Source organism: Salegentibacter sp. (assembly GCF_036568425.1).
GTDB lineage: Bacteria > Bacteroidota > Bacteroidia > Flavobacteriales > Flavobacteriaceae > Salegentibacter.
The window spans coordinates 1-15,870 of record NZ_DATCSO010000048.1; the positions used below are offsets into that span (position 1 = coordinate 1).

A 15,870-nucleotide genomic window follows, 5' to 3' on the forward strand; every position below is an offset into this window, starting at 1 on the left:
GGAATGGTAGCAATTGACCAAATTAGGACAATTGACAAGCAAAGAATTGTAAAAGTCTTTGATTTTCTAACCAAATCTGAGATTCGAAAATGTAAAGAAGTACTAAAAGAAACATTTGTGGATTAAGTACAAATGCCAACATCGGTTATGGCAAATTGCGGGCAGTTTAACTGAATTTGACTATTTTGGTGCTAACAAAACCTGGTTACGCTGACAAATACGCACTCCCTACTCCGCAACTTGTCAATAACCGGGAACGTTAGCTCCAATATTTTATCAAGTAAAAAGTTCCCGAATTGGTAATTTTAATTATCTTTGTTTTAAAGTAATTTAATGTGAGAATTATTGCAAAACGAACCTTACGTGATTTTTGGACAAAACACGCTGATAGTGAACAACAATTAAAAGCCTGGTATCGAGAAACAGAAAAAACAGAATGGGAAAATATTAATGATCTAAAGAAAGATTATCCCAGCGCAAGTATTTTACAACACAATAGAATTGTATTCAACATTAAAGGAAACAATTATAGATTGATTGTAAAATTCAGTTTTGAATATCAAATCTGTTGGATACGCTTTATTGGAACACACGCAGAATATGATAAAATAGACGCAAATACAATTTAAGATGAAAATTACACCAATAAGAAACGAACAAGATTACCAAAAAGCTCTAGAAAGACTTGAGGTGATTTTTGATGCAAAAAGAGGAACTGAAGAAGGTGATGAACTAGAAATATTATCAATTCTAATTGATAATTATGAAAATGAAAATTTTCCGATTGGAATGCCAGATCCGATAGAAGCTATAAAATTTAGAATGGAACAAATGGGAATGAAACAAAAAGACTTAGCAGAAGTTTTCGGTTTCAAAAGTAGAGTAAGTGAAATTCTAAATAAGAAAAGAAAACTAACTTTAGAAATGGTAAGAAAGTTAAATACTCAACTACATATTCCCACAGAAGTTTTAATTCAAGATTATTAATCGGAACAAAAATACAGGAGCTAACATCGGTTAATCGCAAATTCCGGGTTTTGCCGAAAAATTGTAATTTTAGAAACCAGGAAAGAAAATGGTTAATCCGACAAGTCCGCGTCCTTACTCCCGCAACTTGCGATAGGTACTGTGTTATAAAACAACAATTTTCTTTCAATTGGTAAAAAATGAGTTTACTTTTGATAATATCAAATGATAGTATCAAATGAAACCGCCATACGAGATTACTCCTACTATTCTAAAATCCATTACTTCAATTTCAGAAAAAATTGGTGCTATTAATGCCAATTATCTTAATAAACCTTCTCCTAAGCTTAGAAAATAAGATTAAAACAATTCATTCCTCTTTAAAAATAGAAGGAAATACCCTTACTGAAGAACAAATAACTGCGCTTCTAGAACATAAAAGAATAATTGGTCCTAAAAAGGATGTGAAAGAAGTTCTCAATGCAATAGAAATTTATGAGCATCTGGAAAATTACAATGCCTTTGATGAGAAATCATTTTTGAAATGTCATAAACATTTAATGAAAAACCTAATTGAAGATGCCGGGAAATATAGAAAACAAGGTGTTGGAATAATGAAGGGTTCAGAGGTAGAACACTTTGCTCCGCCAATTCAAAATGTCCCATTTTTAATGAAAGATTTATTTGATTATTTGAAGAAATCAGAAGAAATAGTACTTATTAAAAGTTGTGTTTTTCATTATGAAATGGAATTCATTCATCCTTTTTTAGATGGTAATGGTAGAATGGGACGGCTGTGGCAAACCCTAATTTTAATGGAGAAATATCCAATTTTTGAATATATACCTTTTGAGACTTTAATAAGCAAAGATCAAGAAAAATACTACGCGGCCTTATCAAAAAGTGACAAAGCAGGAAATTCTACATCATTTCTTGAATACATGCTTAATGTAATTGAAACATCATTAAATGAGTTATTAGATTTTAACCAACGTACATTTACAGAAAAAGATAGGCTTGAATATTTTGTTTCATTAAATAAAAGAGAGTTTACAAGAAAAGATTATATGGAAATATTTAAAGATATTTCAGGAGCAACTGCCAGTAGAGATCTAAAAAAAGGAGTGGAATTAAACTTATTTCAAAAAATAGGGGAGAAAAACAAAACAAAGTACAAATTATAACTGGGTACAACACTGGTTAAAGAAAATAGCTTAGGTTTAGCTAGAATTCTATATTTTAGAAGTCTAAATTAAACTCGGTTAAGCCGACAAGTTAGCTCTTCCCTACTCGCTACTTCCCTTAACCAAAACCGTTGGCAGCAAGCTAAAAAAACGTACTTTCCTGAAATAGGTTGACTAAAAATTAAACCTTCTAGTACTATACCTAATGAAAAGGATTCAGCTTAAAAAGAGGATGAATTATCTTGTTGCTAAATGCATTATACTTTTCCAGACCGAAGAAAATTTTTCAAAAAGTTTAATAGATTACCTTAATGATTTTTTTAGACGATTTGAATTAACCTGAATGCAGGGCAAAGATGGTATAAGATCCTATGTCATTTAGGGCTTGAGAGGTTATAGAATCTCTAAAATACTCCCATGAAATCAAGTCACTGGCTAAAGCGAAACAAAATCCAATCTTTGACTTACAAAAGAATAAAATTCTAACCAAAGTTTAGGACAAGAATACTAATGGAGGCCACATATAAATCATATTGTATTCATGATTATTGAGTCAAAACCCTTAAATTATAGTTTTTATCTGAATAAAAAACACTAATTCTAAATTTGATAAAGGCAGAAAATCATGGGGAACTTTGATAAAAAAGAGCAAATTGATAGAAAGGTAGAGGAGCTAAATGTTAAAAAGAAAGATTCCAGATCTCAAGAAGAAATATTGGTAAGCCAATTATGCGATGGAATGGAAACTTATGAACACCATAAGAAAAAAGTTTTTCTAAGTTCACTTACTGCTGGTCTTGAAATTGGATTTAGTTACCTTCTAATTGTCATTTTAGTTAACTTTTTAAGTGATAAATTTTCTGAAGAATCGCTCTTTTATATTACAGCTTTTGCCTATCCAGTGGGCTTTATTATAGTAGTTCTTGGAAAATCTATATTATTTACGGAACAGACATCTTTATTAACTTTACCGGTATTACACAAGAAAAGAACATTCTGGGAATTACTTCAGCTGTGGGCTATAGTTATTAGTGGCAATCTGCTAGGAGGAATTGTAATGACATTTTTAGTTGTCTTAATTGGCGTAAATTTAGAAATTACCAGTTACGAAAGTTTAGCTACTATTGCAAAACATGTCTTTAAAGGGAATTATCTCACAATTTTTTTTAGTGCTATTATGGCAGGCTGGCTAATGGCTTTGTTGTCTTGGTTGCTATCGTCTTCAGAAGAGTTCATTTCAAAAATTATTATTATTTATATAATTACCTTTATTGTGGGTTTTGCAGGATTTCATCACAGTATAGTTGGTAATATTGAGGTGTTTGCAGGACTAATTTTTACCAAATCAGTATCATTTGTTGAATATTTAATATTTCTACCAACAGCATTGTTTGGTAATGCTATTGGAGGGGTGTTTTTTGTTGCATTACTTAGGTATAGGTCTTTTGCAGCAAATATCTAATAATTACCTCCTGGACTTATTAAATAATAAAATTTATTTTAGGATAACCTGAAGTATCCCTCGGGAATATAACTTCTTATCCTACTGGTGAAATTCTAATAACATTCATTGTAACAGCCCTGTTCCTATTTTCAGTTTACTATGGTCACCTTTTAATTACACGTAAATTTGTAACCGGTCTTAAATTATATGTAAGCTTCTCTAAAAAACAATCTGAAAGACCTAATCGCCAGGTGTCTCAAATTACCTATGTATATTAATACCCGGTATTGTTTACTATTTTAAAAGAAAGTGTAACATTTAGAGGATGGCTTTGTCATTCCTAAAAACAAAAATGAGAGTTTACACACTTTTTCTGTTACTATTAATTGCGGTAAAATTAAATGCTCAAAAAGATAAGACTGAAGTTTTAACATTAGCTTCTTTTCATTTTAATTTTCCAAATAATGACTTTGTCCAAACAGACCAGTCAGATCAAATTGATGTTTTAAAGCCAGCATATCAGGACGAAATAAAACTGATAGTCAGCAAGCTAAGTGAATTTGACCCAACAATAATTATTATAGAATGTAAATCATCAAAACAAAACTCAATTGATTCCTTATTCAATTCTTATTTAGCTAATAGGTATGAATTAAAGAGATCTGAACATGAGCAAATAGGATTTAGATTAGCAAAGAAGAAAGGGCTTAAAAAGCTATATTGTGTAGATGAATGGGGAGAATTCAATCAACAGGTGAATCAGGTTTTATTGGGGAAAGACTCAATTGAAGAAAAGAAATTTAGTCAGTATTATGAAAAAAATAGCGACGCCGGATTAAAATATAATCCCGATAAGATCTTTAAAAGTCATGGTATTCTGGCTGAACTAATTAGATTGAACGAGCCCGAAAATATCAGGAAAAGTTTAGGAAACTATTTAATAGGGCCCTTCAAATATGAAAGTAAGGAAGACGATTTCTTCGGAGTGAATTTTGAAACCGGACGCTGGTTCAACAGGAACTTAAAAATTTTTAGAAATATACAGCGAATCAAACCAGATCCTAAGGATAAAATTTTAGTTATTTACGGTGCCGACCATATGAATATACTCAATTTATTATTTGAAAGTTCACCTGAATTTAATTTAGTGAACACAAATAGTTTTCTACAATAAAACAGTAGGCAAGATAAACTTCCCATAAGCGGTTAAATCCTGCTTTAAATCCTTGAGCTCGCTAGCTGCACCGTTTGTGCTGAAGTCCCTTTCAAGGGAACCTGAAGTAATCAAGTCCGGGAACTGAAAAGGATGCTAAATATTTTCATTTCAATTCTTGTAAAGAAATAAAAATTGGTGAAGTGAAAAATAAAAAAAGATGTCTGCCTAAACCGGCAGACATCTTTTTTATTTAATTTCCGTTTATCCCTATGGAGCCGGATAGAGGTAATTTGCCTCAAAACTCAATGGAATTCCCAACCACCAGTAGACTAAAAGGAAGATAACCCAGGCTACTAAGAAAATAACCGAAAAGGGTAACATCATAGAAATCAGTGTTCCAATTCCCATTCCTTTAACATAACGTTGCCCAAATACAACCACCAGTGGGAAATAAGGTAATAGCGGAGTAATTATATTGGAAACCGAATCCCCTACCCTATATGCTGCCTGGGTAAGGTCTGGTGAAATTCCCAGCTGCATGAGCATAGGCACGAAGATAGGTGCAATAAGCGCCCATTTTGCGGAGGCAGAACCAACCATCAAATTCACAAAAGCACTTAATATCACGATCCCTACAATGGTAACCTGACCCGGTAAGTCAAGGGCCTGAAGGAAGTTTGCCCCTTTTATGGCTATCAAAAGGCCAATATTGGAACGCGAAAAAGCATCTATAAAAAGTGCGACGAAAAAGGCCATAACAATGTAATAACCCATACTTTCCATAGATTTTGTCATGCTTTTTATCAAATCTCCCGAGGATTTATACTTGCCAGACACGAATCCGAAAACAAGGCCAGGGATCAATAACAGAACAAAGATCAAAGGCACAATTGCCTTCATTAAGGGGGCATGAAACGAGGTTAAGGATTGAACATCAGGATCTACCATTCCGGGGCCTCTTAGGGCAGAATCTTCGGGGTATGCCCATAAAAACAATCCAACAAGACCAAGAACCATAGCCAAAAGTCCTATCCAGAAGGCTTTACTTTCCCTGGATGTCACCCTTTCCATTTTAGGCATTTGATCTTCATCTCCATCTATTTTTATTTTGGAAAGTCTGGGCTCCACAATTTTATCGGTTACCCACCAGCCAACAAGCACAATCAATAGAGTTGAAGCAGAGGTAAAATACCAGTTATTCAATGGGTTTAAATTAATAGCGGGATCAAGGATCCTGGCGGCCTCCAGGGTAAAACTCATTATGAGAGGGTCTATAGCCGATGGGATAAAATTTGCTGAAAAACCTCCGGAGACTCCGGCAAAGGCTGCTGCAATACCCGCTAAGGGATGTCGCCCTGCAGCATAAAAAATAACACCTCCCAGCGGGATCACCAGCACATAACCGGCATCTGCTGCAGTGTGACTAACAATAGCTATTAAAATAAGCATTGGAGTCAACAGTTTTTTAGGAGTGAAATTTAAAAGCTTTTTTAAACCGGCATCTATCCAACCCGAGTGTTCAGCTACCCCAACGCCGAGCATGGCAACCAAAACAATTCCCAGGGGAGCAAAAAGCACGAAGGTATTTACCATATTAGCAAGAAATCCCGCTAATTGTTCTCCTGTGAGTAAGTTCTGGACATTAAGGCTATCTCCCGTCATTGGATGAGTTTCACCAAAATCAAAGGGAGAAAGTATTGCCGATAAAACCCATATAAAAATGAGTAAATAAAAAAACAGAATTGCGGGGTCGGGTAATTTATTCCCCATTTTTTCAATCACATCAAGGGCTCTGTTTAAAATGCCCTTCTTTGGGGGATCAACTGCTTCTTCCATATTTAGATCAGGTAGTATGTTAGTGAGCTACTAAAATAAAAATTTCTTCTAAAAGTAATCGCCAATCTTTTCGTTTAGCTGGTTTAAATAATTTTTTATGCTCATCTCCGAGTTAATTGTGAAGCCTATACTCCTGAAACAAGCCGGTTTAAATCCAGGCTAACTTCCATTAATTTTTAGTAAATTTAAAAAGGCTTCCTTAGAAAGAAATTTTTTTCCTCTGAAGGAAATCCGACAATTAGTGATATTTCTGCCCGAAATCTTACTAAAATTTAAATCGTAAATTCATTTTTTATGATAAAGTCATTTTTAGTAAGTGTGTTTTTACTAATCCCATTATTGGGATTTTCACAAACAAACGATAGCCTGGCCAGACCTCTGTTCTCCCAGGATAATAAAAGTTTCCTGAGAGATATAGATTTCACTTTCGATATGCGTGTTGAATTCCGAGCTTATAAATTTAGGGGTGGAGACCAATATTACAACGGGATGCAATTTCAGAATGGATTTACAGCCCTCGGAATTGCCGGTAAATTACATGAAAATGTAAGTTTCAGATTCAGACACCGCTTTAATAAAGGCGGCGAGGTGCAAAGTCTGGACCTGTTAGGCAACAATATTGAAATTGCTTACCTGGATGTTAAATTGGGCGAATTACTTAACCTCAGACTCGGGAAAATGAATCCGTTTTACGGGGGGTATGAATATGAGTTTAGCCCGATGTATGTCTTGGAATACAATGAGATTTACGGTAATGCCCTGGCCTTTGTCACCGGAGCCGGAATTACTTACCAGGCTTTAAAAGATCACCAGTTCGGGTTGCAGGTTCTTAACTCACGTACCATGCTTTATCAAGACCTCTATGGGGATGTAATTGCAGAAAACATCCAGGAGCCTATATGGCCGGTATCGGTTGTGGGGAACTGGCGGGGAAGCTTTTTTGATGGAAAATTCCAAACGATTTATAGCCTAAGCTATGGCAACGAAGTTAAAAATCGTGGCACTTATTTTTTCACTTTAGGACATAAATATGAACAAGATAAGTTTAGCCTTATGTATGATTTTCATTACAGTTATGAACAGGTAGATACCAAGGGAGTGGTGACTAATCTTCGTAATGATGAATCGGTAGCCGAAGATGTTATGTATGCTGAAAACTGGTTAAGAGCAGAATACAGTTTTAGTCCTGAATTTCAGGGTTTACTCACCTTGATGACCAGTAGTGCTTATGATAAAATTGAAAACAAAAGTGAACACCTGGGCACCAGCTATGGAATGATCCCCACCATTTATTACAGTCCGTTTAAAAACATCGATCTGCGATTCTTCTTCGCTTATATTGGCAGGTTTTACGAATATTCAAGTTATGGCAAAGAAAACCTTGGCCTGGCTAACTACAACAGAAATGAACTCAGAATTGGAGTTATGGCTCCTCTTCTATTGTTCTAAGATCAGATGTAGATTAAACTCAGCTTCAGAAAGATAAGATGAAGAAAGTTGACACATGAAATAAATTAGTTTTTATCTTATGAGGTCGTGCCCCATTTAAAAAGGCCAGCAACAATTAGAATTTATAATTGTAAATTTGAATTAGGGCCTCAATTTGGCTGAATTAAAATCCAAGAACTTTTTGCACTAATTGATTTCTGTGAAAAACCCACTTCCTACTCTTAAAACTTCCCGTATTATCCTAAGGGAAATTATTGAAACCGACTTAGAAAATATTTACAAAGGACTCTCAGACCCTGAGGTAATCAAATACTACGGAATAAGTTTTGACAGCCCCCAGGCTACAAAGGAGCAAATGACCTGGTTCGCTGAGCCTTCTCAATATTGGTGGGCAATTTGTTCGCCAGACAACAAAACATTTTTTGGAGCAGGCGGCCTAAATAACCTCTCTAAAGAACATAGAAAAGCTGAAATTGGACTCTGGCTACTTCCCGGTTTCTGGGGGCAGGGAATAATGAGAGAAGCAATGCCTTTAATATGTGCTTATGGGTTTCAACAACTTAAACTTCATAGAATAGAAGGCTTTGTGGAAACCGATAATCGCAACTGCAAAAAGGCAATGGCAAAACTCGATTTCAAACACGAAGGAACAAGGAGAAACTGTGAGGTCAAAAATGGGAAACTCATTAGCATTGACATTTTCGCCAAACTTAAAGGTCCCGTTATAAAAAGTAATATTTAATTCTTTAGCCTGATATACAAAAGCCCACCGAAACCGGCGGGCTTTTGATATAATATCTTCAATTATCAGGAAATAAGTTCCAGGGTCTGCTGGGCGATCTCCAACTCCTCGTTGGTTGGGATTACAAGCACTTTCACCTTAGAATCCGCGGCATTGATATACCTCAGCTCTTTAGAGCGTACTTTGTTCTTTTCCTCGTCCAGTTTAATTCCGAAGAAATCCATATCCCTGCAAACCAGGCCACGGATAACATCACTGTTCTCTCCTATTCCGGCGGTAAATACAATTGCGTCCACCCCATTCATAGCAGCGGCATAGGCCCCAATATATTTTTTTATACGGTAAGCATTCATATCCAGGGCAAGCTGACACTGGCGGTTTCCCTTTTCGGCTTGTTCTTCAATATCACGTAGATCACTAAAGCCTGTGAGGCCCATCATTCCGCTTTTATGGTGCAGGATATCACTCACCTCCTGGGCGGTATAGCCCAATTGATCGATCATATAAAATATTACCGACTGGTCTATATCTCCACTTCGGGTACCCATTACAAGGCCGTTAACCGGCCCAAAACCAAGCGAGTGATCTATACTTTTTCCATCCTGTACTGCGGTAATACTACAACCGTTACCAAGGTGAACACTTATAATCTTTGAATTCTCTTTTTTAAGTTCGTCAATAGCCAGCTGGGTAACATACTTATGGCTGGTGCCGTGAAAACCGTAAACCTGAATGTTGTGCTCCTCATAAAAAGATTGTGGGATAGCATATTGCGCAGCGCGGGAAGGAATAGTTCTGTGAAAGGCGGTATCGAAAACTGCTACCTGCTTTGCCTGCGGAAATAGCTGCTCGGCTACTTCAATTCCTTTTAGGTTTGGTGGATTATGCAAGGGTGCTAAAGAAAAATATTCCCTGATCTTAGCTTTCACCTTTTCATCGATAATAATAGTTTTAGAGAAAGTATCTCCCCCGTGTACCACTCTGTGCCCAATCGCAGGAATCTCTGAAGCATCTTTTATCACTCCTTTTTCCGCGTCCATTAAAAGTCCTGTAATCGCTTTTAAGGCAACCGCGTGATCCGGAACTTCCAGTTCTTTAGAAACTGTATTCGCTGCGCTTTTATAATGAAGTTTAGCGCCATCAAGCCCGATGCGTTCTACCATTCCTGAAGCCAGCACAGTTTCATCAGGCATTTTTATAAGCTGAAATTTTAAAGATGAGCTCCCTGAGTTTATTATTAAGATATTTTCCATTTTCATTATATTCCTTGTGCCTGAATGGCTGTTAAAATTACCGTATTATAGACGTCATCAACCGTGCAACCACGACTAAGGTCATTCACCGGTTTGTTGAGGCCCTGGAGCATTGGTCCAATGGCCAGGGCTCCTGTTTCTCTTTGTACGGCTTTATAGGTATTGTTCCCTGTATTCAAATCGGGGAAGATCAAAACATTAGCCTGTCCTGCAACTTCTGATTCGGGCAGTTTAGACTTCCCAACACTAATATCTACTGCGGCATCATACTGGATAGGTCCTTCTATTTTTAGGTCTGGGCGCCGTGATTTTACAATCTCCGTAGCTTCTCGCACGCGATCAACATCGGCTCCTTTTCCTGAACTTCCTGAAGAATACGAAAGCATCGCGATCTTAGGATCAATTCCGAAGGCTGATGCACTTTCTGCCGAAGAGATGGTGATCTCGGCAAGTTCTGCTGCTGAAGGATTCGGGTTAATGGCACAATCTCCAAAAACTGAAACCCTATCTTCCAGGCACATAAAGAAAACAGAAGATACCACAGAAACTCCGGGTTTAGTCTTGATAAACTGAAGCGCAGGTAAGATCGTATGCTGAGTAGTGTGAGCCGCTCCAGATACCATTCCGTCCGCATGGCCTTTATAGATCATCATTGTTCCGTAGTAAGATACATCGCTCATCCTGTCTTTGGCCATATCCATGTTCACTCCTTTATGCTTTCTTAGCTCATAAAAGGTTTCAGCATAATTAAGGAAATTAGCCGAATTTACCGGATCGATGATATTAACTTTATCGAAGTCAAGATTAAGACCTAGTTTAGCTGCTGTTTTTCTGATGATTTCCTCATTCCCCAAAAGGGTGATATCCACCAGGTCCATACTAATCAATCGTGCTGCTGCAGTAAGGATCCTTTCATCGGTTCCTTCAGGCAGCACAATATGTTTCTTGCTCTGTTGCGCTCTCTTAACCAGATCATACTGGAACATCCTTGGAGTTCTTCCAATCGGTTGATAATTGGTAAGCTTTTCTACCAAAGGTTCAAAAGATACATAACGCTCAAAAATGCTGATGGTTGTTTGGATCTTCTGAATACTATCAGCATAAATATTAGATTTTATGGCTCCCACCTTGTTGGTGACAATAAAGGTTCCTTCTTCAACAGAAATAATAGGAACAATATCCGAAAGGCCTTCAATAAGTTTTATAATGGAATTTTCAGGCGTGAGTCCACCGGTTAGGATGATCCCTGAAATTCGTGGATAGTTACTGGAAATATTCGCCTGTAAGGCACCAAGGATAATATCTGCCCTGTCGCCGGGAGTTATCACCAGGCTTTCGTTTTTCAGGGTTGTGAGATAATTGCGAAGCTGCATAGCTCCTACTCCAAAATTACCGGTTTGATTATCAAGAAATTCCTGCCCAAACAACACCTTACCGTTTAAAGCTTTAACAATCTCCTTAAGCGTTGGGTTATTCAGGTTATCGATAAGTGGTATGGAGAACACCTGTACCTCCTCGGGTAAAAAGCCGCGCATATTCTTTTTTGCAGGCTCCAGGTTCTCTTCCATTATTTTATTGCTCACCATAGCCATCACCTGCACATCCTTATTCTTAAAAGCACGGTAGGCCATTTGTTGATTGCCAAGAAGTTCCTCCCAGGTTTTACGCTGGCCGCTAACTACAATAATTACCGGGATGCCCAGGTTTTTGGCGATCACTACGTTTACATCAAATTCAAACACGCTGCCTTCGCCAGAAAAGTCGCTGCCTTCTACCAGGACAAAATCAAAGTTTTCTTCGAGTTTTTTATACTTCCTGATAATAGTATCGATCACCTCTCCAGCCTTACCTTCATTCCTCTTCTGAATTACTTCGCTTCTGGTAAAAGCATAGGTGTCTTCATAAGGGATTTTCAGGTCGAAATAGCTTAGAACAGTGTCTATATGATTATCTTTTTCTCCCACTGGTACATCGTCGATAATAGGCCTGAAATAGCCCACTTTAACCATTTTCCCAAGAAGGGTTCGCATAAGCCCCAGGGTGATCATCGATTTTCCGCTGTGAGATTCCAGCGTAGCAATGTATATTCCTTTATTCATGATTTTTTATTTGTGGCACAAAAATAGGGTTTATAAAAAAACCCCGACCGCTGTTGACCCTCAAAAGATCAGAAAAACTGACTAAAATCAAGTTTTACCGAAGTTAAAAGATTGTGAAAATTACACTGAAAATTCTGGAATTTTAAGCGAAATCAAATCCTGAATCTGGAGATATTCTTATCTTATAGATATAATTAAAAGGAGCTTTTCGAGATGAAGAATTATCAAGAGGTGATATTATTGGCAAGCCTGCTATTATGGGTAGAAACTGCTGCAATTTCACAAAACAAGGAAGAAAAATCAGGGACAGAGAATAAAACCATAAAACTTTTCCTTAGCGGCGATGTGATGACCGGAAGGGGCATTGACCAGGTATTTCCGGTTTCGGTAGAACCCGTCTTATATGAATCTTATGTAAAAGATGCGAGGGATTATGTTCTGCTGGCAGAAAGAGAAAACGGAAAAATAAAACAACCGGTTTCCTACCAACACATCTGGGGTGAAGCCCTAAGGTTCTGGAAACAGAATAGCCCGGATCTGAAGCTCATAAACCTTGAAACGAGTATTACCACCAGTAATCAAGCCTGGCCGGGAAAAGGTATTCATTACCGGATGCACCCTAAAAATGTAAAAGTTCTCACTACTGCCGGAATAGATCATGTAAGCCTTGCCAATAACCATATTCTGGATTGGGGTCGGGAAGGCCTGAAAGAAACTATGAAAAGTCTGCAGGCCGCCGGGATATCTTTTTCCGGAGCTGGGGTTAACGAAAAAGAGGCAGCTAAAGCCTCAGTCCTGAAAACCGAAAAGGGCCGGGTGCTTGTTTTCTCCTACGGAATGCCAAACAGTGGAGTTTATAAAAATTGGGCTGCTGAAAGTAAGCGTTCAGGGCTTAACTATCTGCCGGGAATGAGTGATAAGGAGATAAACAGAATAAAAGAGGAAGTTGCACAGCAAAAACAAACCAGCGACCTGGTTGTCTTTTCGATACATTGGGGCGGCAACTGGGGCTACGATATTTCAGAACGACAACGGGAATTCGCGCATCAGCTTATTGACCAGGGAATTGTAGATGTTATTTTCGGTCATTCTTCGCACCATCCAATGGGGATGGAAGTGTATCAAAACAAATTAATAATCTACGGGGCGGGAGATTTCATCAATGATTATGAAGGAATAAGTGGCCATGAAGAATTCCGGGGCGACCTAAGCCTGATGTATTTCCCAAAAATCGATATGAAGACCGGCCAACTAGTGAGTTTAAAAATGCACCCCATGAAGATCAAAAAATTTAGTTTACATAGTGCTTCGAAAAAAGATATAAGATGGCTTCAGAAAACCCTAAACAGAGAGGGGGAAAAATTAGGCACCCGCATCAATTCGGATAAAAAAAATGTTCTTTGGCTGAAATGGTAAGTAAAAACCGGGAAAAAACCACATTTCCTGATTTCCCTCATAAAATTTTTTCCGATAATTTCTCAATTTGGATGCTGAAAGCAAAACAGAAAATATTGTAACTGCTGTTACAGTGTAAAATTGCCACAAAACCTATATTCAGAAGAAGGTTTAACTTTTTAATTCCAGCAATAATGAAAGCTAACATAATCGTAAAAAATCTGAAAAACAATGGGTCTGTTGAAGCAATTTTAAAGAAGCTCTCGGTTATTCCGGGTCTTAGTGAAATAAATATTGATACGGAGCATTCAAAGATCTCCTTCACTTACCAATCTGATGAGGCTGTTTTTAGCCTTTTAAATACCTTAAAGAATCTGGGATATCCATATAATACCAACCCGCATTCCATGGCAGACAGGTCAAATAACGAACTACTAACTTAATCCATAAAAAATGAAATTACTGGGAATGATAGGAGGTACCTCCTGGCACTCTACAATTGAATATTACAGGTTGTTAAATCAGTTAGCCGGAGAAAGAATCGGCGCAGATCAAAACCCACCACTTTTATTATATAGCCTTAATATACAGCTCATGCGTGAGCAAAATCTCAAAGCCATTAACAGCGCTTATCTGGAGATCGCGAAAAAACTGGAAGCTGCCGGTGCCGGTGCAATTATAATTTGTGCCAACACCCCACATATGGTATATAGTTATGTTCAGCCAAAAATCAATATCCCCATACTTCATATCGCCGATGCCGTAGGAATAGAGGCTCAGAAAAAAGGTTATAAACGTCTGGGACTATTAGGAAATAAGCCTACCATGACCAAGGGGTTTTTACAAAACCGTCTGAAAGAGATCTACAAGATTGAAGTAATTATTCCTGAAGATGAATACCTGGATGACTGCCATGGGTTCGTCTCAAAAGAATTAACCCAAGGTAAATTCACCGATAAAGCCCGGAATTTTTTCCTAAGTCAATTAGAGAGTCTTCAGAAGAAAGGCGCTGATGCCATTATAATGGGCTGCACCGAGTTACCCATCTTAATTCCACAAGATAAAACCAATATTCCCTTATTAGAAACCACCGATCTGCATGCCCAAATGGCCGTAGATTTTATTTTTGAAGACGAAGATTAGCCTTCTAAATTAATCAGTTTTCTCCTACCCCAAACAGGTCGGGAGAATCTATATTGCCGCAGCCCTCCCTAAAATGAAAAGGATCCAGGGCATTCGGCCCATCGAACAATGCGTGAACATCTGCATCGGTAATAACCCCTGCTCTTATAAGTTCCTCCTCAGAATTACCAAAGCCGGGAAGCAGATTTATTTCTATGTAATATTCGTCAAGTCCCGGACCATCGGGCAGTTGCATACATAAGCTGGTAGCGCCATAAGTGGCTTCTTGATTTTGAAAATCATCCTCCACCCAGATGGCGTTCTCTAATCCACTATATAAAATATCAGCTTTGGGATTTTCCGGATTACCGCTGTACTTCCATAGATCTATTGAAAAATGTGCTGAATGATGCCTTCCGTTCTCATCACAATAATTTCCGAAAATGCAGAATTCGATAACCTCCACACCCTGAATATCAAAAAAGATATAACCGTAGCGATTAACAATCCGGTCATCGAAACAAATTACATCGAGAGGTACATAAGGCTTACCTCCTGAATTCAGGTTAATACTAAGTGGTAACGGACTATCCACCAGGTTGGCCAAATTCCCCGAGGTATCGTCCATTCGCGGAGCAAGCCAAACTATGTTTTCAGCAGCATCAAGCACGGTAGCGTACTCCAACTGGTAAGTTCCCGGCGGCAGCTGCAGGGCGGGTGATTCTTCTGTAAAAAAAACGGGTTGGTCGTCACCGCCGTTTGGATCGTTGAATGGGGCTTGGTAAATGGGAATGCGAACCGGGGCATCCATATCCCCCAGCATTATATTACCATCACGGGAAAGAACGATATCCATAAATGCAGGAATTGCACTCACACAGTTTTGCATAAAATCTTCCTCTTTTTGAGGGTTCTCATCACTTTGGATTTCCTCCCCCGGTGCAAGGAATAAGGCATTGTTAAGCACAGGACCAAACTGTAAGCTAATAAGTTCTTCAGCTACAGGCGTCTCTTCAGTTAACTCGGAATCTGTGGTACAGGAATTAATGCTCATAAAAACGGAACAAAATAAGCTTAGAAGATATAAATTTCTCATAATTTCCAAATTGGTTTAGTTAGTCTTAAACTTTCCACAACCAGGCAGGAGAACGAGAGATTAGGGGTGCTTCAGAAGAAACTGAAGAATAAATATAGTTGATATCTGCTGAGATTAATATGGGGGTT

14 protein-coding genes and 1 pseudogene are annotated in these 15,870 nt (G+C 37.9%); 11 read left to right on the top strand and 4 right to left on the bottom strand.

Going from position 1 to position 15,870, the window contains the following annotated elements:
- The first annotated feature begins 3 nt into the window (after positions 1 to 3).
- The 6 genes and pseudogenes from VIM94_RS04890 (at position 4) to VIM94_RS04915 (ending at position 4,768) form a co-directional block, all read left to right on the top strand.
- Positions 4 to 126: a type II toxin-antitoxin system PemK/MazF family toxin gene (locus tag VIM94_RS04890; RefSeq protein ID WP_332038201.1), complete on the top strand. Its 123-nt coding sequence runs from the start codon at positions 4 to 6 to the stop codon at positions 124 to 126.
- Positions 127 to 335: 209 nt separating this feature from the next.
- Positions 336 to 629 (top strand): type II toxin-antitoxin system HigB family toxin, encoded by a 294-nt coding sequence (locus VIM94_RS04895; protein WP_332038170.1) that lies wholly within the window; start codon positions 336 to 338, stop codon positions 627 to 629.
- Position 630: 1 nt separating this feature from the next.
- Positions 631 to 987 (top strand): helix-turn-helix domain-containing protein, encoded by a 357-nt coding sequence (locus VIM94_RS04900; RefSeq protein ID WP_332038171.1) that lies wholly within the window; start codon positions 631 to 633, stop codon positions 985 to 987.
- Positions 988 to 1,204: 217 nt separating this feature from the next.
- Positions 1,205 to 2,150 (top strand): annotated as a pseudogene (locus VIM94_RS04905) (Fic family protein).
- Positions 2,151 to 2,775: 625 nt separating this feature from the next.
- Positions 2,776 to 3,612, top strand: a complete 837-nt coding sequence (locus VIM94_RS04910) for a formate/nitrite transporter family protein (RefSeq protein ID WP_332038172.1) — start codon at positions 2,776 to 2,778, stop codon at positions 3,610 to 3,612.
- A gap of 307 nt (positions 3,613 to 3,919) precedes the next feature.
- Positions 3,920 to 4,768, top strand: a complete 849-nt coding sequence (locus VIM94_RS04915; protein WP_332038173.1) for a DUF5694 domain-containing protein — start codon at positions 3,920 to 3,922, stop codon at positions 4,766 to 4,768.
- A gap of 249 nt (positions 4,769 to 5,017) precedes the next feature.
- On the opposite strand, the gene VIM94_RS04920 is transcribed toward VIM94_RS04915, so the two are convergent.
- Positions 5,018 to 6,586 (bottom strand): AbgT family transporter, encoded by a 1,569-nt coding sequence (locus tag VIM94_RS04920; RefSeq protein WP_332038174.1) that lies wholly within the window; start codon positions 6,584 to 6,586, stop codon positions 5,018 to 5,020.
- Positions 6,587 to 6,880: 294 nt separating this feature from the next.
- On the opposite strand from VIM94_RS04920, the gene VIM94_RS04925 reads away from it, so the two are divergent.
- Together VIM94_RS04925 and VIM94_RS04930 are read left to right on the top strand one after the other, a co-directional pair.
- A complete protein-coding gene (locus VIM94_RS04925; RefSeq protein ID WP_332038175.1) occupies positions 6,881 to 8,035 on the top strand; it encodes a porin in 1,155 nt (384 codons plus the stop codon).
- 199 nt (positions 8,036 to 8,234) lie between these two features.
- Positions 8,235 to 8,777, top strand: a complete 543-nt coding sequence (locus VIM94_RS04930; protein WP_332038176.1) for a GNAT family protein — start codon at positions 8,235 to 8,237, stop codon at positions 8,775 to 8,777.
- 65 nt (positions 8,778 to 8,842) lie between these two features.
- On the opposite strand, the gene VIM94_RS04935 is transcribed toward VIM94_RS04930, so the two are convergent.
- Both VIM94_RS04935 and pta read right to left on the bottom strand, forming a co-directional pair.
- Complete coding sequence (locus VIM94_RS04935) at positions 8,843 to 10,030, bottom strand: acetate kinase (protein WP_332038178.1); 1,188 nt, start codon at positions 10,028 to 10,030, stop codon at positions 8,843 to 8,845.
- Between the two features lie 5 nt (positions 10,031 to 10,035).
- Entirely contained in the window at positions 10,036 to 12,129 is a 2,094-nt protein-coding gene (gene pta / locus VIM94_RS04940; RefSeq protein WP_332038179.1) for a phosphate acetyltransferase, read from the bottom strand.
- Positions 12,130 to 12,342: 213 nt separating this feature from the next.
- On the opposite strand from pta, the gene VIM94_RS04945 reads away from it, so the two are divergent.
- The 3 genes from VIM94_RS04945 to VIM94_RS04955 all read left to right on the top strand — a co-directional run bounded on the left by VIM94_RS04945 (position 12,343) and on the right by VIM94_RS04955 (position 14,667).
- Positions 12,343 to 13,545, top strand: coding sequence for a CapA family protein (locus VIM94_RS04945; protein ID WP_332038180.1), 1,203 nt, complete (start codon positions 12,343 to 12,345; stop codon positions 13,543 to 13,545).
- A 173-nt stretch (positions 13,546 to 13,718) separates the two neighbouring features.
- Positions 13,719 to 13,967: a hypothetical protein gene (locus VIM94_RS04950; protein WP_332038181.1), complete on the top strand. Its 249-nt coding sequence runs from the start codon at positions 13,719 to 13,721 to the stop codon at positions 13,965 to 13,967.
- Positions 13,968 to 13,977: 10 nt separating this feature from the next.
- Positions 13,978 to 14,667 carry an aspartate/glutamate racemase family protein gene (locus tag VIM94_RS04955; protein WP_332038182.1) on the top strand — a complete coding sequence of 230 codons (690 nt, stop codon included), beginning with the start codon at positions 13,978 to 13,980 and terminating at the stop codon, positions 14,665 to 14,667.
- A gap of 13 nt (positions 14,668 to 14,680) precedes the next feature.
- On the opposite strand, the gene VIM94_RS04960 is transcribed toward VIM94_RS04955, so the two are convergent.
- Positions 14,681 to 15,742 (bottom strand): hypothetical protein, encoded by a 1,062-nt coding sequence (locus VIM94_RS04960; RefSeq protein ID WP_332038183.1) that lies wholly within the window; start codon positions 15,740 to 15,742, stop codon positions 14,681 to 14,683.
- Positions 15,743 to 15,870 lie beyond the last annotated feature (128 nt).

Coding starts and splice junctions, on each gene's coding strand:
- VIM94_RS04890 (WP_332038201.1), top strand. CDS start 4: ATGGTAGCAATTGACCAAATTAGGACAATTGACAAGCAAAGAATTGTA.
- VIM94_RS04900 (WP_332038171.1), top strand. CDS start 631: ATGAAAATTACACCAATAAGAAACGAACAAGATTACCAAAAAGCTCTA.
- VIM94_RS04910 (WP_332038172.1), top strand. CDS start 2,776: ATGGGGAACTTTGATAAAAAAGAGCAAATTGATAGAAAGGTAGAGGAG.
- VIM94_RS04915 (WP_332038173.1), top strand. CDS start 3,920: ATGGCTTTGTCATTCCTAAAAACAAAAATGAGAGTTTACACACTTTTT.
- VIM94_RS04920 (WP_332038174.1), bottom strand. CDS start 6,586: ATGGAAGAAGCAGTTGATCCCCCAAAGAAGGGCATTTTAAACAGAGCC.
- VIM94_RS04925 (WP_332038175.1), top strand. CDS start 6,881: ATGATAAAGTCATTTTTAGTAAGTGTGTTTTTACTAATCCCATTATTG.
- VIM94_RS04935 (WP_332038178.1), bottom strand. CDS start 10,030: ATGGAAAATATCTTAATAATAAACTCAGGGAGCTCATCTTTAAAATTT.
- pta (WP_332038179.1), bottom strand. CDS start 12,129: ATGAATAAAGGAATATACATTGCTACGCTGGAATCTCACAGCGGAAAA.
- VIM94_RS04945 (WP_332038180.1), top strand. CDS start 12,343: ATGAAGAATTATCAAGAGGTGATATTATTGGCAAGCCTGCTATTATGG.
- VIM94_RS04950 (WP_332038181.1), top strand. CDS start 13,719: ATGAAAGCTAACATAATCGTAAAAAATCTGAAAAACAATGGGTCTGTT.
- VIM94_RS04955 (WP_332038182.1), top strand. CDS start 13,978: ATGAAATTACTGGGAATGATAGGAGGTACCTCCTGGCACTCTACAATT.
- VIM94_RS04960 (WP_332038183.1), bottom strand. CDS start 15,742: ATGAGAAATTTATATCTTCTAAGCTTATTTTGTTCCGTTTTTATGAGC.